Raw genomic sequence first — 19,734 nt, 5'->3', positions numbered from 1 at the left:
CGACCGGTCCCGGCTCACGTCATGTAGAGGCCGCCGGCGACGTCGACGGTCTGGCCGGTGACGAAGCTGGCCTCGGCGGAGGTCAGGTAGAGGGCGAGATCCGCGACTTCCTCGGGGGCGCCGAGCCGGCCCATCGGGGTCAGGCGCACCTGCTCGTCGTTGACGGCGCGGCCCACCGCCCGGACCATCGGGGTCTCGATCCGCCCCGGCGCGATCGCGTTGACGCGGATGCCGAACGGGCCGAGCTCGGCCGCGAGGTGCTTGGTGAGCCCGATCAGGCCGGCCTTCGAGGCCGCGTAGTGGCAGGCGACGATCGGGGAGTGGGTCTTGGCCGCCACCGACGACATGTTGACGATCCAGCCGCGCCCGGCCGGGCACATCGCGGGCGCCAGCGCGCGGACGGTGTTGAACGCCCCCGTCAGGTTGACCGCGACGACGCGGCTCCACTCCGCCGGGTCCATCTCCCAGACCCGGTGGGCCGCCCCGTCGTGCTTGGGCGAGATGCCGGCGTTGTTGACCACCGTGTCGAACGCGCCGCCCATCGCGGCGGCGGCCTCCGACAGGGCCGCCTCGACGGCCGCGTAGTCGGCGACGTCGAGGCGCAGCGGCAGGGCGCGACCGTCTCCGCCCTCGATCGCCGCGACGGTCGCCGCGACGTCGTCCGGGTTCACGTCGGCCACGCCCACCAGGGCGCCCCGCGCGCCGAACCCCTCCGCGATCGCCCGGCCGATCCCGCGGCCGGCCCCCGTGACGAGGACGCGCCGTCCGGCGTGGCTCGCGCGCCGGACGATCGCCTCGGGGTTCGTCTGCCGCTCGGTCATCTCAGATCCCCAGATAGGCGCGTCGGACGTGGTCGTTGTCGAGCAGGGCCGCGGACGCGTCGGCGAGGACGATCTCGCCGTTCTCCAGAACGTAGCCCCGGTCGGCCACCTGCAGCGTGTGGAACACGTTCTGCTCGACGATCAGGACGGTGGCGCCGGTCTTCACGATCCGGTCCACCACCGCGAAGACCTGCGCCACCACGATCGGGGCGAGGCCCAGCGAGGGCTCGTCGAACATCAGGAGCTTGGGACGGGCCATCATCCCGCGGGCGATGGCCACCATCTGCTGCTCGCCGCCCGAGAGGGAGCCGGCATTCTGGTCGAGGCGCTCGCGCACCCGCGGGAACAGGTCGAGCACGTCCGCGAGCGTCTCCGACTGGCGCTCGCGCGCCGCGCGGCGGTAGGCGCCCATCAGCAGGTTCTCCCGCACCGTCATCTCGGGGAAGAGCTGGCGCCCCTCCGGGATCAGGGTGACGCCGCGCGCCACCATCTCGTGGCCCGAGAGCCGGGTGACGTCCTCGTCCTCGAACAGGATCCGGCCGCGGGTGGGCTTCACCAGGCCCGCGATGGTCCGCAGCGTCGTCGTCTTGCCGGCCCCGTTCGCGCCGACGATCGTCACCACCTCGCCGGCGCGCACCTCGAGCGAGACGGCGTGCAGGATGCTGGTCGCGCCGTAACCGGCATCCACGCGCTCAAGCGTGAGCATGGGCGAACTCCTTGCCGAGATACGCCTCGATCACGGCTGCGTCGCGCACCACGTCCTGCGGGCTACCCTGGGCGATGATCTGCCCGGAACTCAGGACGATCACCCGGTCGGAGAGCGCCATCACCGCCTGCATGACGTGCTCGATCGCGATGATGCTGACGCCGGTGTCGCGGATCGACAGCATCAGGTCGATGGCGCGGCGCACGTCGGTCTGGTTGATGCCGGCCATGACCTCGTCGAGCAGAAGCACGCGCGGGCGCATCGCCATCACGCGGGCGACCTCGAGCCGCTTGAGGCCGCCGATGGTGAGGCCGCGCGCCTCGCTCCCGAGCCAGGGCGCGAGCCCCATCCGCTCGGCGGTCTCGCGCGCGACCGCCCGGGCCTCGCGGACGTCGCTGTGGCGGTGGAACGCGCCGACCATGATGTTCTCCTCCACCGTCATGGCCGCGAAGGGCTGCACGATCTGGAAGGTGCGGCCGACGCCGAGCGTCGCGAAATCCGACGGCCGGCCCGGCCGGTGCCACGTCCCGTCCGGCGCGCGGACGCTCACCGTTCCGGCATCGGGCTTGAGGAAGCCCGAGATCATGTTGAAGACGGTGGTCTTGCCCGCCCCGTTGGGGCCGATCAGGCCGAGGATCTCGCCCTCCCGGAGCGTGAAGCCGACATCGTTGGTGACGTGCAGGCCGCCGAAGCGCTTCTGCAGGCCCTCGACCCGGATCAGGTCCGCGCCGACGGGCGGCCGCTCCGGGGCCCGCGGAACGGCCGGAACCGACGCCGCCTGTGCGCCGCGGCCGCCCGCGCGGGCCCGCGCGAAGCGGGACACGAGGCCCATCAGCCCGTTGGGCAGGAACAGGACGACGAGCACCAGAACGAGGCCGTAGACGAGGCCGTGGAGCCCCAGGGCCTGTGCCCCGAGCCAGCCGCGGGCCAGCTCGGTGATCGGCACGAGGAGCAGCGCGCCGAGGAGCGGCCCGAACACCGTGCCGAGTCCGCCGATCAGCGCGAACATCGCGATCTGGATCGACAGGGTCAGCGAGAACATCGCCGCCGGCTCGATGAAGGTCAGGTACATGGCGTGGAAGGTGCCGACCATCGCGGTGAGCGCCCCCGACACCGCCACGGCGACGAGCCGCACCCGCACCGTGCGCACGCCCGCGGCGCGCGCGGCCGATTCCCGCTCGCGGGTGGCGACGAGATAGAAGCCGATCCGGTGGCTGCGCATCCACCACGCGACCGCCAGGGTCAGCAGGAGGAGCCCGAAGGCGATGGCCAGCGGCGGCCAGCGGTCCCGGAACACCATCCACGTCCAGCCGAACTTCAGCGGGATCATCAGACCGGTGGCGCCGCCGGTCAGGTCCCGGAAATGCAGCGCCAGGACGCGGAAGACTTCGAGGAAGGCGATGGTCGCCAGCGAGAAGAACGGCCCGTGCAGCCGGAAGCACGGGTAGCTGATCGCCAGCGCCACCAGCACGGCGAGGGCGGCGCCGGCCACCATGCCGATCCACGGGCTGATCCCGGCGCCGACGAGCAGCATCCCGCAATAGGCGCCGAGACCGTAGAAGATGCCGTGGCCGAGGGAGAGCTGGCCGGCGTAGCCGCCGACGATGTTCCAGGCGGTCGAGAGCGCGGCGAAGACACAGATCGTGATGAAGACGTGGTAGATGAACGGGTTGCCGACCGCGACCGGCACCGCCACCAGGGCCGCGAGGACGAGCGCCAGCGCTGCCGCGCCCCGGCGCGGGAAGGCGGACGATGCGGCGGACGGTGCGGCGGACGGTGCGGCTGTCGGGGCCGCGGACGGTGCTGTGGCGAGCGGGATATCGGTCATCGCGGGCTCCCTCACGGCGAGACGTGGGACAGCCGCAGCTGCCGCCCGAAGAGGCCCGAGGGCTTCAGGATCAGGATCGCCAGGAACACGCCGAAGACCGCGACCTCGCGCATGTCGGCGCCGACGTAGAAGCCCGTGACGCTGTCGATCAGGCCGATCAGGATCGCCCCGACGAAGGCGCCGCGGATGGAGCCGAGGCCGCCGAGCACGACGACCACGAAGGCGATCAGCACGAAGTAGGTGCCGCTGTTGGGCGAGGTCGGGTAGAGCGGCGCGATCAGCACCGCCGCCACCCCGACGCAGGCCGCGCCGATGCCGAACGTCAGGGCGTAGATCCGGTCGACGTCGATGCCCATCAGCTCGGCCGCCGCGCGGTTCTGGGCGACCGCGCGGATCGCCCGGCCCGTGCGGGTGCGCGCCAGGAACATCTGGAGCCCCGCCACCAGCACGATCGCGGAGCCGAGGATCACCACCTGCCCGAGCAGCACCCGGACCGGGCCGATCTCCAGCGGCTGGCGCAGGCCCGACGGCGGCGTGTTGGCGATGTCGGCCCCGAAGACGAGGAGGGCGAGGTTGATCAGCACCGTCGACAGGCCCACCGTGGCGAAGATCTGGATGTGATGGTCGCCAGCGGCGAGCAGGGGCTGGATCAGGAACCGCTGGGTGAGGGCGCCCAGCAGGAACAGGACCGGCACGACGAGGATCACCGCCGCGAAGGGGTGCAGCCCGAGCCCGGTCACCGCGAGATAGGTCAGGTACATCCCGACCATCAGGAACTCGCCGTGGGCGAAGTTCACGACCTTCACGATGCCGAAGATCAGGGTCAGCCCGACGCTGACGATCGCGAACAGGCCGCCCAGCATCACCCCGTTGGCGAGCACTTGGAGGAAGACGTCCATCCCCAATCTCCGTGGACCTGCATGACGGCGGCGCTGTTACCTTCGGAGACCTGCGGTTACTTGCGCATCTCCATGGGCGCGACGGCGGCGCTGTCGGGATAGACCGTGACGAGCTTGCCGCCCTGCCACTGCATGCCCATCATCGCGGCGCGCTCGTTCTGGTTGTTCTTGCCGAACTTGAACCCGTAGCCGACCGCGGTGACGCCGTCCTTCACGTCGATGGCCTGGACGGCCTTGACGATGGTGTCGGGCTCGAAGCCCTTCGCCTTGCCGATGGCCTCGAGGATGAGCTTGGCGCCGACGTAGTTGTTCAGGGAGTGCCCGGAGCGCGGGGCGCTCCCGTACTTCTTCTGATAGGCCGCGACGAAGTTCTCGATACCGGGCGTGTACTTCGTGTTGACGAGGTACTGTGTGAAATCCGTGTCGAGCACGCCCTCGATGACCTTGTGGCCGACCGCGTCGGCGGTGGGCTGCATCGAGTAGCCGCCGCCGCCGCCGATGATGGCGCCCGGCTTGAAGCCCGCCTCGTTGGCCTGCTGCAGGAACAGCACGGAATCGTTCTGGTAGGACGTCTGGAGCAGGACGTCGATGCCGCGCCCCTTCAGGTCGAGGACGAGGGAGGACATGTCGACCGTCGAGGCGGGATAGCCCTGCGCGGTCACCACGTTGAGCTTGGCCTGGGCGGCGAACTTCTTCTGGAAGCCCGCCACAGAGGTGCCGTAGCTCGAATCCTCGTAGATGATGCCGATCTTCAGGTCCTCGGGCTTCTTGCCGAGCCCGGCGGCGACCTTGTTGACGATCATCTCCACCGCGAGCTTGGCCATGTCCTCGGCCGTCGGGTTGGTGCGGTAGAGGTATTGCAGCCCGCGCCCGGTGACCTCCTCGGCCACCGCGCCGAGCTCGAAATACGGGATGCCGGACAGCTCGGCCACCTGGCTCGCGGCGATGGAGCGGGCGGACGAGTAGGAGCCGAAGATCGCCGCCACCTTCTCCAGGGAGATGAGGCGGCGTGCCTCGCCGATCGCCTGGTTGTTGTCGACGGCGTCGCCGCGGGCGAGCACCACCTTCTGCCCCTGGACGCCGCCGGCGGCGTTGATCTCGTCGACGGCGATCTCGACGCCGCGGGCGCTCTCCTCGCCGAGCAGGGCGAGCTGCCCGCTGAACGGGAAGAGCGCGCCGAACTTCACGTCGGCGGCTCGGGCCGTCGTCGGTCCCGCCGCCTGGGCCGCGGCGCCCAGCACGAGGGCGGCGGCGAGTGCACGCGCCAGAACTCTCATCGTTTCCTCCCGTGTCAGTCGTCGACCCGGCGCTTCGCGCGCCTTTCGGTCGGGTCAATCGTCGGCGTCAGTAGGCGAGGGCGTCCTTGCCCTCGAAGCTGGTGATCGGCGGGTAGGCGCGCTGGTCGGTGATCACGTCGATCACCGTCACGGCGCCGCCGGCGAGCGCGTCGCGCAGCGCCGGTGCGAGATCCTCGGGGCGCTCGACCCGCGTCCCGGCACAGCCGCAGGCCCGCGCGATGGCGGCGTGGTCGACCGCCTCGAAGTCGCAGACGTCGGTGAAGTCGCCGAACAGGCTCAGCTCCGCGTGCTTCTGGTAACCGAGGATCTGGTTGTTCAGGACGACGACGGTGACCGGCAGCCGCATCCGCCGCGCCGTCTCCAGCTCCGACCAGACGTGGCCGAAGCCGCCGTCGCCGGTCACGCAGATCACGGGCGCGTCCGGGCGGGCGGCCTTGGCGCCGAGGGCGAAGGGCAGGCCCCAGCCGAGGCCCGCGATGCCGCGCGGCGTCAGGAAGCGCTGGCCGGCCTTCCGCGCCGTCAGGAAGTTGGCGATCCAGATCGAGGCGTAGCTCGCGTCGGCGACGACGACGGTCTCGGCGGTCGTCACCGCGTCGATCTCCGCCATGATCCGCTCCGGCCGGATCGGCGCGGCCTCCATGTCGACGAGGCGGGCCATGTCGCCGGCCTGGGCCTCGCGTGCGCGGGCGATCGTGTCGGCGAGCGGCGCGCGGCGGCCCTCCAATCCCGCGAGGTCGCGCTGCCGGAGCGCCTCGGCGAGGGCGGCGAGGGTCAGCTTGGCGTCGCCGACGAGGCGCAGGGCCTCGTAGTTGCGGCCGACCTCGCCCCCGTCGACGTCGAGATGGATGAAACGGGCGTCCGCCGGGTAGAGCGACCAGCTGTCGGTGCCGTTCTGGTTGGTGCGATTGCCGACGAGGAGGACGACGTCGGCCTCCGTGACGAGGCTGCGCAGGTGGGACGAGCGCGCCCGCGGCGCCATGAAGTACCCGACGACACCGACGGAGAGCGGGTCGGTCTCGGCGACGGCCCCCTTGCCCATCACCGTGGTGGCGACCGGCAGTCCGAGACCCTGCAGGGCGGCGAGTTCCGGGTAGGCCCCGGAGGAATGGACGCCGCCGCCCGCGATCACGAGGGGACGCCGCGCGCCGGCGATCAGGTCCGCGGCCTCGGCGATCCGGGCCGGGTCGGCGACCGTGCGGTCGAGGGGGTAGGTGCCCAGGCTCGCCGACCGGCGCGGCGCGGCGGCCTCGAAGTCCGGCCGCTCGTCGAGGAGGTCCAGGGGCACCAGCAGCACCGCCGGCCCGGGCCGCCCGGAGGCCGCGGCCGCGAAGGCCATGTCGACGTAGTCGTCGATGCGCTCGGCGACCGCGACCCGGCGGACCCACTTGGCGACGCCCGCGAACAGGGCGAGGTGGTCCAGTTCCTGGAAGGCGTTCCGGTCGGTGAAGCGGCGGTTGACGTCCTGGACGATCGCCACGACCGGAATCGAGGCCTTCAGGGCTTCCGCGAGGCCCGGCACCAGCAGGGTCGCGGCGGGCCCGTTCTGGGCCGCGACCACCGCGACCCGGCCGGAGATCCGCGCGTAGGCGTCGGCCATGGCGGCGCCCGCGTTCTCGGTGCGGTAGCCGATCTGGCGGATGCCGTGGTGCGGCGCGGCCAGGAACAGCGCCGAGGGGATGCTCTGGCCGAACACGTCGCGGACGCCGTGCCGGTGGAGCGCGGCCGCGAGGGCGTGGGCACCGGTCATGTTGGCGCGCTCGGACATCTCGGACATCAGCGGCTCCCCTGCGCGGCGTCGCCCATCGACAGGACGATCTTCCCGATATGCTGGCCCGCATCCATGCGGGCATGGGCCTCCGCGACCCGCTCGAACGGGAACACGGAATCGATCGGCGGCCGCGCGCGGCCCGCCGCGAGCAGCGGCAGGACGTGCTCGGCGAGGGCCTCGGCGAGGCGCGCCTTCAGGGCCACCGGCCGGGCGCGCAGCGTCGAGCCCGTGAGCGTCACCCGCTTCATCAGCAGCGGCTGGAAGTCGATCTCCGCCACCCGCGAGCCCTGCTGGAAGGCGATCTGCGCGATGCGCCCGTCGACCGCCACGGCATCGAGGTTGCGGGCGATGTAGGGGCCGCCGACCATGTCGAGGATCACGTCGGGCCCGCTCCCGCCGGTGGCGGCCCTGGCCGCGGCGACGAAATCCTCCCGCCGATAATCGATGGCCGCGTCCGCGCCGAGCGTCAGGCAGGCCGCGCATTTCTCGGGCGAGCCCGCGGTGACGATCACCCGGGCGCCCCGGGCCTTCGCCAGCAGGATCGCCGTGGTGCCGATACCCGAGGAGCCGCCGTGGATCAGGAGGCTCTCGCCCGCCTGCAGCCGGGCGCGCTCGAACACGTTGCTCCAGACGGTGAAGTAGGTCTCGGGGATCGCCCCCGCCTCGACCGCCGGGAGGCCCTCCGGCACGGGCAGAGCGACCGCCTCGTCGACGACGGCCCACTCGGCGTAGGCGCCGCTATGGACCAGCGCCATCACCCGGTCCCCGATCCGGAAGCGGCCCGCGCCGGGCCCGAGCGCCTCGACGATCCCGGCGAGTTCGAGCCCGAGCACGTCCGAGGCGCCGGAGGGCGGCGGGTAGCGGCCCTCGCGCTGCATCACGTCCGGACGGTTGATGCCCGCGGCCTCGACGCGCACGAGCACCTGGCCCTGGCCCGGCTCCGGGCGCGGACGCTCGACGATCCGGAGGACGTCGGGACCGCCCTGTCCGTCGGCGATCACGGCTCGCATGCCCATGCTCATCGCTCCGTTTCCCGGCTCGCCGCCGCTTCCGGGAGAAGCAGCACCTTCATGGCCTGCCGGCTGCGCGCCAGCTCGAACGCCGCCCCGGCTTCCGCGAGGGGGCGTCGGTGGGTGATCAGCGCCTCCAGCGTCCCGGCATGCGCCGCGAGGAGCGCGAGCGCGGCGTCGAAGGCGCGCGCCGTCGTGTCGTGGGCCGCGCGCAGCTGCTTCTTGCTGCGCACGAAACCCGTCAGGTCGAGGTCGAGGGAGCCGGAATGGATGCCGGCCACCACCATCACGCCGCCCGAGCGCAGGACGGCCAACCCGTCACTGACCGACCGGGCGGAACCGGTCGCCTCGATCACCCGGTCGGCCTCCCCGTCGAAGGCGCGCCGGACGGCGTCGTCCAGGCCGATGTCGGCGAGATCGACCGTGTGGCGGATGCCGATCCGCCGGGCGAGGTCGAGGCGCGCGGCGTCGTCGAGCCCGGCGAGCAGCACGTCCGCGCCCCGCTGCTGTGCCACGAAGGCGATGCAGAGGCCGATCGGGCCCGGCCCGAGCACCGCCACGCGGTCGCCGGGACCGACCTCCGCGACGTCCACCGCGTTGACCGCGACCGCCAGCGGCTCGGCCAGGGCCGCGACGGTCAGCGGCAACCCGTCCGGCAGGCGGCGGCAATTGTCGGCCGGGACGACGACCTGATCGGCGAAGGCCCCGTCGGCGTGCAGGCCGACGATGCGGCGGCCCTGGCAATCCTGCGGCCGCGCGGCGGCGCAGGCCGCGCAGGCGCCGCACGGCACCGTCGGCCAGCAGGTGACCCGGTCGCCGACCGCGAGCGCGGTCACGCCGTCCCCCACCGCCCGGACCGTCCCGGAGAACTCGTGACCGAGAGTGACCGGCATGAACGCGGTCATGAACCCGTAGCCCGGGGTCCACTCGAAGGCGTGGATGTCGCTGCCGCAGATGCCGGCCGCGGCGACCGCGACGGTGACGCGTCCCGTGCCCGGGGCAGCGGGCGCATCGACGTGGACGAGGTCCGCCCCGAAGGCGGCGGTCGCCTTGCGCAACGCAAGCATTTCCGTCCCCTGTCTCCCGCCGAGCCTGCCGGCCCGGCGGCCTGCCTCGCGGCACGTGCCGTCGACGCTAGACGTAATTTGTTATAACAAACATCGGACGAAGGGGAGGAATATGTCAAGCGCTTCGGCGTCCGAACCGGAAACAGGCGATATCGTGCCGGACTGGGTCCGTCCGATCGTCAAGGAGAGCCTGAGCGAGCGGGCCTACCGCGAGCTGCGCGTCGCGCTGATGCGCGGGCAGTTGCGACCCGACACGCGCCTGCGGCTCCGGCCGATGTCGGCCCGGTTCGGCATCAGCGCGACCCCCATGCGCGAGGCCCTTCTCAGGCTCGTCGCCGAGAAGGCCCTCGCCCTCGACGCGCGCGGCAGCGTCGTCGTGCCCCGCCTGACCCTGGATCAGCTCTTGGAGATCCGGGCGATCCGCACCGATCTCGAGGGGCGTGCCGCCGCCGCTGGGGCAGCTAGCCGCGCGGCCGAGGTCGACGACCTCGAGGCGATCCACGCGCAGATCTCGCACTGTCACGCGAGCCGCGACTTCGCGCGGGCGGTGAACCTCAACACCGAGTTTCATCTGACGCTGTGCAGGCTCGGGCAGATGCCGATCCTGTACGAGATCGTGGAGTTGCTGTGGGTGCGCTGCGGCCCGATCCTGTCGCACCTCTACGATGACGGCGTCCCCGACTGGGAGCCGCACCCCCATCGCCGCATCATCGACGCCCTGCGCCGCGGTGACCCGGAGGCGGCCCGGGATGCCGTGCGCGAGGACATCGAGCGCGGTGGGAGCGGCCTGTTCGCGCATGTCCGCGCGACCGCCACAGGGTGATGACCGGCTCGCGGAGAGTCCACGAGCGATCGATCGATGGCCGAAGCACGAGCCGACCTCGGCGGCCACGGCCCTAAAGGCGCCGGCGTCGATTGGCCCGCGGTTGCGGAACGCCGGAGCTCGATTATCGTGCGCCCATGCGCGCCGATCTCGCCGTCCTCGCTCTGGTCTTCGCCGCCACGGGCGCGCGCGCCCAGCAGCAGCTTCCGACGGTCCCGGAATTGCTGACGGCCGAGGCGAACGCCGCACGCGCCTGCGAGAGCACCGGCGATCCCGCCATCACGCGTGAGCAGTGTCAGCTGCGCGATCGGCTGAGCGGACGCCTGGCGCAGGCGGGCTATTGCTGGGGCCGCAAGGGGCAGGCGGACGAGAAGAAGGAATGGCACGCCTGCCAGCCGGACTCGATCTACGAGGATGATATCGAGGCCGTGCAGCGCTGAGCGGCAGGCTTCGTCGTCGAACGCGGCTCCGCCACCCGAAGGTCTGTACGCCGAGCTACAGCAGGACACCGTTCCGCAGAACCGACGGCGCTGTGCGCGAGTCGTAGCTGTGGTGCTGCGCGGCGTTCACAGAGCCGCCGGCATCGAACTGGACGCATACCTGAGCGCCCGGGCTTTAACCTCCATCAGAGGAACAGAATTAGCATTGCTCGCACGAGCGAACCGATGAACAAATCTTGATCTCAATAAAATTGTCCATTTTTCCGAGAAAACAGACCTTACGTGGTGAAAACTCCACGGTATCGCCGTCTCGAAGTACACAAAATTTCTTGAAACGCTCATGCAGAGTGTTAGACCGCCATCGTTGCTCGAGACTCCGACTACGATACGGTCGCCATCGATGATTCACACGATCAAAGGTAGGCTTTTCGCGCTTCTCGGGGTGCTGGGTACACTCCTCGTAGGATCAGCAGCGCTCAGCAATTACGCGCTCTACAAAGATTTCCGGGGCCTCGAATCGATCTACGCCGACAGGGTCATGCCGCTCAGCCAGTTCGGCGCGATGCGCGATGCCTTCGATGCCATGCTGACCGCGACGCGGGATTTCGAGTTCCACGCGATTCAGGCGGCCGAAGCCGTGACGATCCTCGATCGCCAGCTGGCACGGGCGAAGGAAGCCTGGTCCGCCTACCTGACCACGTACCTCACGCCCGAGGAGGCACAACTCGTCGCGAGCCTGACGACGCAATTCGATCGGGACGTGGCGATCGTCACCGACCTCGTCCGCGCCTTGACGAAGGGGGACCTCAACGCTGTGACCGCGACCCGGATCGATCTGCTCCGCGCGATGGGTCCGACGACGGCGACCATCGGCGAGTTGTCCGACCTGCAGGTCCGCGAGGCCCGCGCCGAGTTCGAACGCGCGGACGCGATGGCGCGGCGCCTGCGAAACCTGCTCTTCGCGACACTCGCCGGGGCCGCGCTCGCGGTCGGGTACGGCATCCGCGTGATCCTCGTCCAAGTCACCCGCCCGATCGCGCGGACCACGGCGACGATGACCCGTCTCGCCGCGGGCGACCTCGACGTGCGGATCGACGGCGCGGACCGCGGCGACGAGATCGGCGCGATGCTCAAGGCTGTCCAGATCTTCAAGGACGCGCTCGTCGCGAAGCGCGCGACGGATGCTGCCGCCGCCAACGAGGCGGCCGCGAAGGCGCGCCGCGCCGAGACGTTGGACAGCGCCACCGCGGCGTTCCGTGCCCGGATGGATCGCCTGACCGAGGCGCTGTCCGCCAGCGCCTCGTCGATGGAAGCCGCCGCCGCGACGATGGACCGGAGCGCCGGCGAGACCGCGACGCAGCTGCTCCAGGTGTCCTCGGCGGCCGAGCAGACAGCGGTCAACGTTCAGACCGTCGCGGCGGCCGGCGAGGAACTGGCGACGTCGATCGGGTCCATCAACGGCCAGATCACGCGCTCCTCGGACATGGCCCGGCGCGCGGCCACTGAGGCGTCGGAGACGAACACCCTCGTGATGAGCCTCGCCGACGGCGCCGAGCGGATCGGGACCGTGGTCAGCCTGATCGCCGGGATCGCCGCGCAGACGAACCTGCTCGCGCTGAATGCCACCATCGAGGCGGCCCGCGCCGGGGAGGCGGGACGCGGCTTCGCCGTCGTCGCCACCGAGGTCAAGGCGCTGGCGGCGCAGACCGTCCGGGCGACCGAGACAATCTCCGAGCAGGTCGCGACCATTCAGAAGGAGACCCACCGCGCGGTCGACGTCATCCAGGCGATCACCGCCGCTGTCCTGGACCTTCGGACCATCGCCACGGGCGTCGCGGCCGCGATGGAGGAGCAGGAGGCGGTGACGCAGGAGATCGTGCGGAACGTCAGCCAGGCCGCCGACGGCACCCAGGCGGTCACGGTCACGATCGGGCGCATCACGCAGGCCGCGGGCGAGACCGGCCGGACCGCGGCCGCGGCCCTGGACGCGGCCACCGCCCTGTCGCGACAGTCGGAGACCCTGAACGCGGCGGTCGCGGAGTACCTGGCGGCAGTGCGGGCCGCCTGAGGCGACACGCTCAGCGGCCGGGCGATCCGGGAAGCGGTGGCAGCCGCATCAGGGGCTCGCCGACCCGCAGGATCGATCCGACGGCGAGCCCGGGGCAGAGCGCGAAGCCCGGAGGCGTCAGCACCACGATGGTGGAGCCGTGCTCGAACCAGCCCATCTCGGCGCCCTTCGCGAGGCGCGCCGCGGTGGGCAGGGTCCGTCCGCCCGTCTCGCGCAGGGCGAGACCCTCGGGCAGGAAGCCGAGCCGCAGCCCGGCAACGAGGATGGCCGCCACCGGCACCAGCGTCACCGCGTGGCCGCCCTCCGCGAGGCGCAGGCGCAGGACGGCGCGCTCGTTCCGGCAGAACAGCGCCTCGACGCGTTTCAGGGCGATCGGGTTCACGTTCCAGGTGTCGCCCCAGATATGCCGCACCGACTCGACCCGCAGGTCGTGCGGCGCGTGGAATCGGTGATACATCCCGGCCGTCAGGCGCAGGGTGGCGTAGCTGCCGCCCTCGTGGGCGCGCGCCAGCGCGACGTCCCCGCCGAGCAGGTCGGCGAGCGGGTAGGACAGGCCCTTGATCTGGAACAGGCGTCCGGCCTCGACGCGCCCATGGGCCCCGAGGATCGCGTCGCTGGGGCTCGTGAGCACGGCCGGATCGTCCGCGATCGGCCGGGCACCGGGGCGCAGGACCCGCACGAAGGCGGCGTGGAGGCTGGGGAAGCGTGTCTCCCGCGCGTCGCGGAGGTCGACGTCGCAGAACAGCCGCCAGGTCGCGATCGAGAGGTCGCGGATCAGCGGCTGCTCGATCCGGCTGAACCAGCCCATGAAGCGGGTGGCGAGACGGCGCGGCAGCCGGTTCGTCAGCAGGAAGTTGAGATCCTCCTGCGCCCCGACACGCGCCAGGACCGTCCGCAGCCGGGATCCGGAAACCGTCATCATGCCGTGAACCGCCTCCGGTAGGGCGCGGGGCGATGTCCGCGCTCCTCGTCACCCTGTCCGCCACCACCGTCGCCGCGGTGCTCGCCCTGCCGCGGGCGGCCGAGCGCCTGCAGCTCTCCCGGGCGAAGCATCGCTCGCTCACCGGCCACGCCCGCATGGCCCGGCGCGTCGCCGGGCTGATCCCGAACTACGCCTACTCGGAGCGCGCCTTCTTCCGGTCGGACGATCCGGACGAGGCAGTGGCGCGCCGGCGCGAGGCCGGCTTCGCGCGGCTCTCCGACCTGTTCCGGGCGCGCTTCGCCCGGACACGCGCCGAGACCGAGGCGGTCCGCGACGGGCTCTCGGATCTCCAGTTCACCGGGCTCTACCGGGTGCCGTTCCAGTACGCCCGGCACGTGCGCGCCCATCTCGGCACCGGCGCCTTCGCGGCCGCCGCCGCCGGCGTCACCGTCACGGACCTCGACGGCAACGTCTTCTACGACCTCGCCGGCTCCTACGGCGTGAACCTGTTCGGCGTCGACTTCTATCGGGCCTGCCTGGAGGAGGGCGCGGCGCGGGTCTCGGCCCTCGGTCCCGTGCTCGGGCCGCTCCACCCGGTCGTCACCGGCAACGTCGCGCGGCTGAAGGCGATCTCGGGCCTCGACGAGGTCTCGTTCCACATGTCCGGGACCGAGGCGGTGATGCAGGCCGTGCGGCTCGCCCGCTACCACACCGGCCGCCGCCGGATCGTCCGCCTGTGCGGCGCCTATCACGGCTGGTGGGGCGAGGTGCAGCCGGGCATCGGCAACCCGGTCCCGACCCGCGACACGCTCACCCTGGCCGACATGTCCGAACGGACGCTGCGGGTGCTCGCCGGCCGCCGCGACGTCGCCTGCGTCCTGGTCAACCCGCTCCAGGCGATGCACCCGAATGCCGGCGCGCCGGCCGATTCCGCGCTGGTCGACAGCGGCCGCAGGGCGTCCTTCGACCGCGCCGCCTACACCAAGTGGCTCCACGACCTCCGGGCGGTGTGCAGTGCCCGCGGCATCGTGCTGATCCTCGACGAGGTCTTCCTCGGCTTCCGGCTCGCCCGCGGCGGCGCGCAGGCGTATTTCGGCCTGCGCGCCGACATGGTCACCTACGGCAAGACCCTGGGGGGCGGCCTGCCGGTCGGCGTCCTCTGCGGGCGCGCCGACCTGATGCGCCGGTACAGGGAGGACCGGCCCGTCGACATCTGCTTCGCGCGGGGCACCTTCAACGCCCATCCCTACGTGATGGGAGCGATGGGCGCGTTCCTCGACCGGCTGGACAGCCCGGCGGTGGCCGCACTCTACGCCGACCTCGACGCGACCTGGGACGCGCGCGCACGTCACCTGAACGCCCGGCTGGCGGAGGCCGGCCTGCCGGTGCGGGTCGCCAACATGTCGACGGTGTGGACGGTCCTGTACACCGAGCCGTCGCGCTACAACTGGATGCTGCAATTCTACCTGCGCGCCGAGGGGCTGGCCCTGTCGTGGGTCGGGACCGGCCGGATGATCTTCAGCCTCGCGTACGACGACGCGGCCTTCGAGGCCGTGGCGACGCGCTTCGAGGCGGCGGCGCGGGCCATGCGGGCGGACGGCTGGTGGGACGGCGGCGCGCCGAGCGACAGGGCGATCCGCCGGTCGATCCTGCGGGAGGTCGCGGCCATCCGTCTGGGCGGCCTCGGGGCCCGCCTGGGCCTGCGGGCACCGGATCAGGGTTGATCCGGCGCGCCGGGGAACGGGCCCGGCGCGCGCCCCCCGCTCAGGCGCCGCGCTCGTGCGGCTCCCGCTCCTCGACCAGCTCGCCGTGCAGCAGGGCCAGCGGCGCCTTGTGGTAGAGCTTGATGTCGTGGAACGGGTCGGTGAGGATCTTGGTCACCCAGACGAGGCCGGTCTGGACGTCGCGCTGGACGAAGAGCTGCACCATCCGGAACAGCAGGCCGGCGAGCGCCAGCCACAGCCAGATCCAGCCGACGTTGCGGATCAGGTCCGCGGTGCTCTGGTGCGGCGCGATCAGGCCGAACAGGCTCGGGTCGAAGTAGAGCGGCAGGGGCGACAGGGCCCAGATCGCCAGGAGCACGACCTTCCGCTGCAGGTTGTAGCCGACCTTGATCTCCTCCTTGTGCTCGTGGGTCGCGTCGTTGACGTGGTCGTAGCCCTTGGGCTCGAAGAACAGGTGGCCGGCCTGCCGCGAGGTCATCGCCACCAGCCAGCCGATCAGGGCCGCCGTGGCCGGATCCCTGAACGCCAGGGCGTAGGCGACCAGGAAGCTGATCGCGCTCACCACGTGCAAGCTCTGATTGACGCGGTTGTGGTGATAGTAGCGGTGGTCGTCCCAGCGCTGAACGCGCAGTGCCTCCCGAAAACTCGCCATGATGTGGGTCCCCGATCGATGGTGGTGGGTTGGTCGAAGCTGATGCGCGTTCAGGCGGCGCGCTTGCGCAGGCGCAGCAGGGAGAAGTGGCCGAGCGGCGGGAGCGCCCGGCGCTCGACGATCTCCACCGGCGCGCCGGCGGCCCAGGCCGCGTAGCGCTCCCAGGCGAACTCGGTCCGCCATCCGAGGCGGCTCGTCACCGGAGCGAGGGTGCGCTCCACCGCGCGCCGCAGGCCGGCCTCGGCGCCGATCCGCGTGGTGATCACGATCTCGCCGCCGGGGCGCAGCACCCGGGCGAACTCGTCCAGCGCCGCCTCGGGATTGGGGACAGCCGTGACGACGTACTGCGCCACCACCACGTCGAAGGCGGCGTCCGGGAAGTCGAGCTGCTCGGCGTCCATGACGGCGAGGCGCTCCACGTTGCGCAGACGCAGCCGCGCCACGCGCTGACGCGCCTTCTCGAGCATGGGGGCCGAGATATCGATGCCGACGATGCTGCGGGCGCGCCTGTAGGCCGGCAGCGACAGGCCGGTGCCGACGCCGACTTCCAGGATGCGGCCGCCGATCCGTTCGGCGGCGGCCGCCGCCAGGGTACGGCCCTGCGCGAAGACGGGCCCGAAGACCAGATCGTAGACCGGGGCCCAGCGGCCGTAGGCCTTGGCGACGCCGTCGCGGTCGAGATCGGGCCCGAGCGTGCCCGCGCGCGAGGAACCGGTGTCGTGCATTCCGAGGGCCATGGGCGTCCTGTCTCGTTGTCGGCTAGGTCGGCCCGACGGCTCGCCTCGACCGTGGGCTGCAGGTCTGAGGCAGGCGTTCACCAGCTCAGTTCGCGTCACCGCGCGTCCGTCGGTCAGACCAAGATCCAGCCAAGGGCTCGCGCTTGTCCGCCTCGAGAGCGCCGAGCGGCGTCGCGACAAGGCAGGGGGCGGTCACAATGGGCGAGGGAGGCGGGATCTCGATCGTGCCACGCCGCCCGGATCATCAACGACCCCACCCCGCCTCTCCGCAGAAGTCTTTCCGCCGGCAAAGCTATGTCGTTCGTTTGACAAGCTTGTGACATGTCCGTCAAACACGCCAACGGCCATTCCATTTGCTGGCAAAATACTGATGTGCCACGCGTCACATCTATGCACGAGGGGTGATATGCGACCCTTCGAGCTACCTGATCTTGCCCGGTGACGAACGCCTCGGCCGCGCATCGGCCGCGCGTCGGCTTCTCGCACACGCGGTGTTCACGATGCTCCGAAGACCCTGCCGTTGCGGTCTCGTCGCAGATCCCGAGATGCGCGATGATTTGAGGGCGGGAAGCCTGCAGGTCGCGCCTTCGACATTTTCTCGCCCTGATATCGACGAGATGTGACCCGGTATCCCCAGCAGGACAGGGCGCGACGACGCGCCGAAGGAGTGTTTCGCGTGATCGAGAATTTGCGGCGTCAGACCATCGCGGTCGCGGCCTTCGCCGGGATCGCTCTCAGCGCCGGGCAGGCGCAGGCCGCGCAGTGCGGCAACACCGCGGCCGGCTTCGATGCGTGGAAGCGGCAATTCGCCGAGGAGGCGCGCGGCCGGGCCAGCGCGGCCAGCCTCGCGGCGCTGCAGAACACAACCTACTCGACCGCCACCATCTCGGCGGACCGGGGGCAGCACAGCTTCAAGCTGTCGCTGGAGCAGTTTCTCGCCAAGCGCGGCGGCCCGACCATCGTCAAGCGGGGCCGCGCGCTGAAGCAGCAGAACGCGGCCCTCTTCGACTCGATCGAGCAGCGCTACGGCGTTCCGCCGGGCCCGCTCCTGGCGATCTGGGGCATGGAGACCGGCTTCGGCGCGGTGCGCGGCAACGTCAACACGCTCTCCGCGGTGGCGACGCTCGCCTACGATTGCCGGCGTTCCGAATACTTCACGGACCAGCTCTACGCTGCGCTGACCCTGGTCGATCGCGGGCTCCTGACACCGAATACCCGCGGCGCGGCGCACGGTGAGGTCGGGCACACCCAGTTCCTGCCGAAGAACGTGCTGGCCTACGGCACCGGCGACCTCAACAACGTCGGCGCCGCCCTGTCGTCCACGGCCAATTTCCTCAAGGCGCATGGCTGGCGGGCCGGCGCCGGCTACCAGCCCGGCGAGCCGAACTTCGCGGCGATCCAGGGCTGGAACGCGGCGCCGGTCTACGAGAAAGCGATCGCCATTCTCGGGCGCCAGATCGACAACAATTAGCAGTATCTCGGCCTCGAATAGACCGAGACGTATTGCGAGAACTGCGGCGGCGCGCCCGAAAATGGTCCCGATCGAGCCAAGATCGACCATCGCATCGCCCCAGAAAAGCCGGCCCGACCCCGCTGTCTCACGCTGAGCGGGGCCGGTCCGCCCGCCGCGGATCCGTATCCTGTGCGGAAGGCGGCAGCCGGCAAGCCCCGCCTCGCGACGAGGAGCATGGGCAACCGCGATGGCTGTCGAATCCGTGCCGCTGGACGGCCTCAAGACCCGGAACGCGCGCAGCACTTGGCTCGCGCCCCTGACGGTGCTCACCGGCGCGGTGACGCTCGCCGCCCTCGGGGGCAGCGTCCTGCATCGCGCCCCGGTCCCGATAACCGGCATCGAGAACGCCCGGACGGAAGCGCCGGTGCCCGCACCGTCCGCGGAGGACAGGGCCGAGACCGCCGCCGCCGAGCCGGAGGCCGCCGAATCGCCCGAGCCCGGTCGCGACGCCCTCGGCAATTCGCAGTCACGATGGGCCTGGAATCAGATCGCCCCACCCTCGCTGACGCCCGAACCCGTCCCCGAAAGCGCCGATGCCGGCGCCGACGCGCAGCCCGGAACGCAGGTCACCGAGACACCGCTCAGCGCGATGGTGGTCCCGCTGCCGATCCCCCGTCCGCCCGAGTTCCGCGGGCCCGCGGGCACCGCACTCGCCCGGCGGTCCGACCGGCGCATGGCGCGCCGCGAGATGCCGCAGGCGGCTCAGCCTATCCCCCAACCCGAAGAGCGCTCGTTCATCGAGAAGCTGTTCGGCATCGAGCGCGGACCGGCGCTGGCCTACACGGCGCTCGAGAGCAAGCCGGCTGACGTCGCGCCGCCGCAGCAGCGCGTCTCGCCGCCGCTGGCCCCGGCCCGGGATCCGGGCCCCTCGGCCGGCATCGCGGTCTACAACATCGCAGCCCGGACCGTGACCCTTCCGAACGGCGAGCGCCTGGAGGCGCATTCCGGCCTGGGCGAGGGGCTGGACGAGCCGCGCCTCGTCAACGTCCGGATGCGCGGCCCGACTCCGCCCGGCACCTACGATCTCACCGAGCGCGAACGGCCCTTCCACGGCGTGCGGGCGATCCGCCTCACGCCGGTCGGCGGCAACGAGGCGGTCTACGGCCGTGTCGGCCTGCTGGCACACACCTATATGCTGGGCCCGCGCGGCGACTCGAACGGCTGCGTATCGTTCCGCGACTACGACCGGTTCCTCCAGGCCTTCCTGCGCGGCGAGGTTCAGCGGCTGGTGGTCGTCAGCGGCACGCAGGACCCGCTGCCGAGCCTCGCCGCCGGCACGGTCACGACCCGCATGGCCCGCAACGGCGGCTGACGACGGCTCGCCCGCGGCAACGGCCGCAAGCGCGCAGACGGTCTACCAGCACTGCTCGCGCGGCGCTTGGAACGCGCCGTGCCGGCCCGCAGAACGCGGTGGCGGCGCGTTCCGGCGCCGCGACACGCGAGTCCCCGGTCCAGACC

Annotated in this window: 17 protein-coding genes; 6 read left to right on the top strand and 11 right to left on the bottom strand. The window is 71.5% G+C overall.

Features of this window, described 5'->3' with window-relative positions; all coding sequences use genetic code 11:
• Positions 1-14 precede the first annotated feature (14 nt).
• The 8 genes from fabG to ABIC30_RS05975 all read right to left on the bottom strand — a co-directional run bounded on the left by fabG (position 15) and on the right by ABIC30_RS05975 (position 9,397).
• Positions 15-821 carry a 3-oxoacyl-ACP reductase FabG gene (gene fabG / locus ABIC30_RS06010; RefSeq protein ID WP_020091695.1) on the bottom strand — a complete coding sequence of 269 codons (807 nt, stop codon included), beginning with the start codon at positions 819-821 and terminating at the stop codon, positions 15-17.
• A gap of 1 nt (position 822) precedes the next feature.
• Positions 823-1,527: an ABC transporter ATP-binding protein gene (locus tag ABIC30_RS06005; RefSeq protein WP_020091696.1), complete on the bottom strand. Its 705-nt coding sequence runs from the start codon at positions 1,525-1,527 to the stop codon at positions 823-825.
• Positions 1,514-3,355: a branched-chain amino acid ABC transporter ATP-binding protein/permease gene (locus ABIC30_RS06000; RefSeq protein ID WP_354454379.1), complete on the bottom strand. Its 1,842-nt coding sequence runs from the start codon at positions 3,353-3,355 to the stop codon at positions 1,514-1,516. The genes ABIC30_RS06005 and ABIC30_RS06000 overlap by 14 nt, the downstream gene beginning before the upstream one ends.
• Positions 3,356-3,366: 11 nt before the next feature.
• Positions 3,367-4,254: a branched-chain amino acid ABC transporter permease gene (locus tag ABIC30_RS05995; protein WP_020091698.1), complete on the bottom strand. Its 888-nt coding sequence runs from the start codon at positions 4,252-4,254 to the stop codon at positions 3,367-3,369.
• Positions 4,255-4,310: 56 nt separating this feature from the next.
• Positions 4,311-5,531 carry an ABC transporter substrate-binding protein gene (locus ABIC30_RS05990; RefSeq protein ID WP_056521413.1) on the bottom strand — a complete coding sequence of 407 codons (1,221 nt, stop codon included), beginning with the start codon at positions 5,529-5,531 and terminating at the stop codon, positions 4,311-4,313.
• Positions 5,532-5,598: 67 nt separating this feature from the next.
• On the bottom strand, positions 5,599-7,326 hold the full coding sequence (locus tag ABIC30_RS05985) for an acetolactate synthase catalytic subunit (RefSeq protein WP_354454377.1): 1,728 nt from the start codon (positions 7,324-7,326) through the stop codon (positions 5,599-5,601).
• The gene (locus ABIC30_RS05980; RefSeq protein WP_132366334.1) at positions 7,326-8,342 is read right to left on the bottom strand and encodes an NAD(P)H-quinone oxidoreductase; all 1,017 of its coding nucleotides are present in this window, start codon (positions 8,340-8,342) and stop codon (positions 7,326-7,328) included. The genes ABIC30_RS05985 and ABIC30_RS05980 overlap by 1 nt, the downstream gene beginning before the upstream one ends.
• The gene (locus ABIC30_RS05975) at positions 8,339-9,397 is read right to left on the bottom strand and encodes a zinc-dependent alcohol dehydrogenase (RefSeq protein WP_331327032.1); all 1,059 of its coding nucleotides are present in this window, start codon (positions 9,395-9,397) and stop codon (positions 8,339-8,341) included. The genes ABIC30_RS05980 and ABIC30_RS05975 overlap by 4 nt, the downstream gene beginning before the upstream one ends.
• Before the next feature lie 112 nt (positions 9,398-9,509).
• On the opposite strand from ABIC30_RS05975, the gene ABIC30_RS05970 reads away from it, so the two are divergent.
• From ABIC30_RS05970 to ABIC30_RS05960, 3 genes are all read left to right on the top strand, one after another.
• Positions 9,510-10,220, top strand: coding sequence for a GntR family transcriptional regulator (locus ABIC30_RS05970; protein ID WP_091678709.1), 711 nt, complete (start codon positions 9,510-9,512; stop codon positions 10,218-10,220).
• 137 nt (positions 10,221-10,357) lie between these two features.
• Positions 10,358-10,660: a hypothetical protein gene (locus ABIC30_RS05965; protein WP_354454374.1), complete on the top strand. Its 303-nt coding sequence runs from the start codon at positions 10,358-10,360 to the stop codon at positions 10,658-10,660.
• Positions 10,661-11,060: 400 nt separating this feature from the next.
• Complete coding sequence (locus tag ABIC30_RS05960; RefSeq protein ID WP_331327030.1) at positions 11,061-12,728, top strand: methyl-accepting chemotaxis protein; 1,668 nt, start codon at positions 11,061-11,063, stop codon at positions 12,726-12,728.
• A gap of 10 nt (positions 12,729-12,738) precedes the next feature.
• On the opposite strand, the gene asd is transcribed toward ABIC30_RS05960, so the two are convergent.
• A complete protein-coding gene (asd, locus tag ABIC30_RS05955) occupies positions 12,739-13,650 on the bottom strand; it encodes an archaetidylserine decarboxylase (RefSeq protein WP_331327029.1) in 912 nt (303 codons plus the stop codon).
• Positions 13,651-13,682: 32 nt separating this feature from the next.
• Between asd and ABIC30_RS05950 the strand changes: the two genes are divergently transcribed.
• Positions 13,683-15,374 carry an aminotransferase class III-fold pyridoxal phosphate-dependent enzyme gene (locus ABIC30_RS05950; RefSeq protein ID WP_020091708.1) on the top strand — a complete coding sequence of 564 codons (1,692 nt, stop codon included), beginning with the start codon at positions 13,683-13,685 and terminating at the stop codon, positions 15,372-15,374.
• 40 nt (positions 15,375-15,414) lie between these two features.
• Here the strand turns inward: ABIC30_RS05950 and ABIC30_RS05945 are convergent, their stop codons facing one another.
• The gene (locus ABIC30_RS05945; RefSeq protein ID WP_020091709.1) at positions 15,415-16,026 is read right to left on the bottom strand and encodes a membrane protein; all 612 of its coding nucleotides are present in this window, start codon (positions 16,024-16,026) and stop codon (positions 15,415-15,417) included.
• A gap of 50 nt (positions 16,027-16,076) precedes the next feature.
• Positions 16,077-16,763, bottom strand: coding sequence for a class I SAM-dependent methyltransferase (locus tag ABIC30_RS05940; protein ID WP_020091710.1), 687 nt, complete (start codon positions 16,761-16,763; stop codon positions 16,077-16,079).
• 676 nt (positions 16,764-17,439) lie between these two features.
• Between ABIC30_RS05940 and ABIC30_RS05935 the strand changes: the two genes are divergently transcribed.
• Together ABIC30_RS05935 and ABIC30_RS05930 are read left to right on the top strand one after the other, a co-directional pair.
• Positions 17,440-18,234: a lytic murein transglycosylase gene (locus ABIC30_RS05935; RefSeq protein WP_020091711.1), complete on the top strand. Its 795-nt coding sequence runs from the start codon at positions 17,440-17,442 to the stop codon at positions 18,232-18,234.
• Between the two features lie 229 nt (positions 18,235-18,463).
• Positions 18,464-19,588, top strand: coding sequence for a DUF2778 domain-containing protein (locus ABIC30_RS05930; RefSeq protein ID WP_020091712.1), 1,125 nt, complete (start codon positions 18,464-18,466; stop codon positions 19,586-19,588).
• Positions 19,589-19,734 lie beyond the last annotated feature (146 nt).

Source organism: Methylobacterium sp. 1030, from assembly GCF_040544715.1.
Lineage (GTDB): Bacteria > Pseudomonadota > Alphaproteobacteria > Rhizobiales > Beijerinckiaceae > Methylobacterium.
Note: the sequence above shows the minus strand (reverse complement) of the source record. Positions and strands in the feature narration are given on the sequence as shown.

Coding starts and splice junctions, on each gene's coding strand:
- ABIC30_RS05980 (WP_132366334.1), bottom strand. CDS start 8,342: ATGAGCATGGGCATGCGAGCCGTGATCGCCGACGGACAGGGCGGTCCC.
- ABIC30_RS05965 (WP_354454374.1), top strand. CDS start 10,358: ATGCGCGCCGATCTCGCCGTCCTCGCTCTGGTCTTCGCCGCCACGGGC.
- ABIC30_RS05970 (WP_091678709.1), top strand. CDS start 9,510: ATGTCAAGCGCTTCGGCGTCCGAACCGGAAACAGGCGATATCGTGCCG.
- asd (WP_331327029.1), bottom strand. CDS start 13,650: ATGATGACGGTTTCCGGATCCCGGCTGCGGACGGTCCTGGCGCGTGTC.
- ABIC30_RS05930 (WP_020091712.1), top strand. CDS start 18,464: ATGGCTGTCGAATCCGTGCCGCTGGACGGCCTCAAGACCCGGAACGCG.
- ABIC30_RS06000 (WP_354454379.1), bottom strand. CDS start 3,355: ATGACCGATATCCCGCTCGCCACAGCACCGTCCGCGGCCCCGACAGCC.
- ABIC30_RS06005 (WP_020091696.1), bottom strand. CDS start 1,527: ATGCTCACGCTTGAGCGCGTGGATGCCGGTTACGGCGCGACCAGCATC.
- ABIC30_RS05985 (WP_354454377.1), bottom strand. CDS start 7,326: ATGTCCGAGATGTCCGAGCGCGCCAACATGACCGGTGCCCACGCCCTC.
- ABIC30_RS05975 (WP_331327032.1), bottom strand. CDS start 9,397: ATGCTTGCGTTGCGCAAGGCGACCGCCGCCTTCGGGGCGGACCTCGTC.
- ABIC30_RS05940 (WP_020091710.1), bottom strand. CDS start 16,763: ATGGCCCTCGGAATGCACGACACCGGTTCCTCGCGCGCGGGCACGCTC.
- ABIC30_RS05995 (WP_020091698.1), bottom strand. CDS start 4,254: ATGGACGTCTTCCTCCAAGTGCTCGCCAACGGGGTGATGCTGGGCGGC.
- ABIC30_RS05945 (WP_020091709.1), bottom strand. CDS start 16,026: ATGGCGAGTTTTCGGGAGGCACTGCGCGTTCAGCGCTGGGACGACCAC.
- fabG (WP_020091695.1), bottom strand. CDS start 821: ATGACCGAGCGGCAGACGAACCCCGAGGCGATCGTCCGGCGCGCGAGC.
- ABIC30_RS05960 (WP_331327030.1), top strand. CDS start 11,061: ATGATTCACACGATCAAAGGTAGGCTTTTCGCGCTTCTCGGGGTGCTG.
- ABIC30_RS05990 (WP_056521413.1), bottom strand. CDS start 5,531: ATGAGAGTTCTGGCGCGTGCACTCGCCGCCGCCCTCGTGCTGGGCGCC.
- ABIC30_RS05950 (WP_020091708.1), top strand. CDS start 13,683: ATGTCCGCGCTCCTCGTCACCCTGTCCGCCACCACCGTCGCCGCGGTG.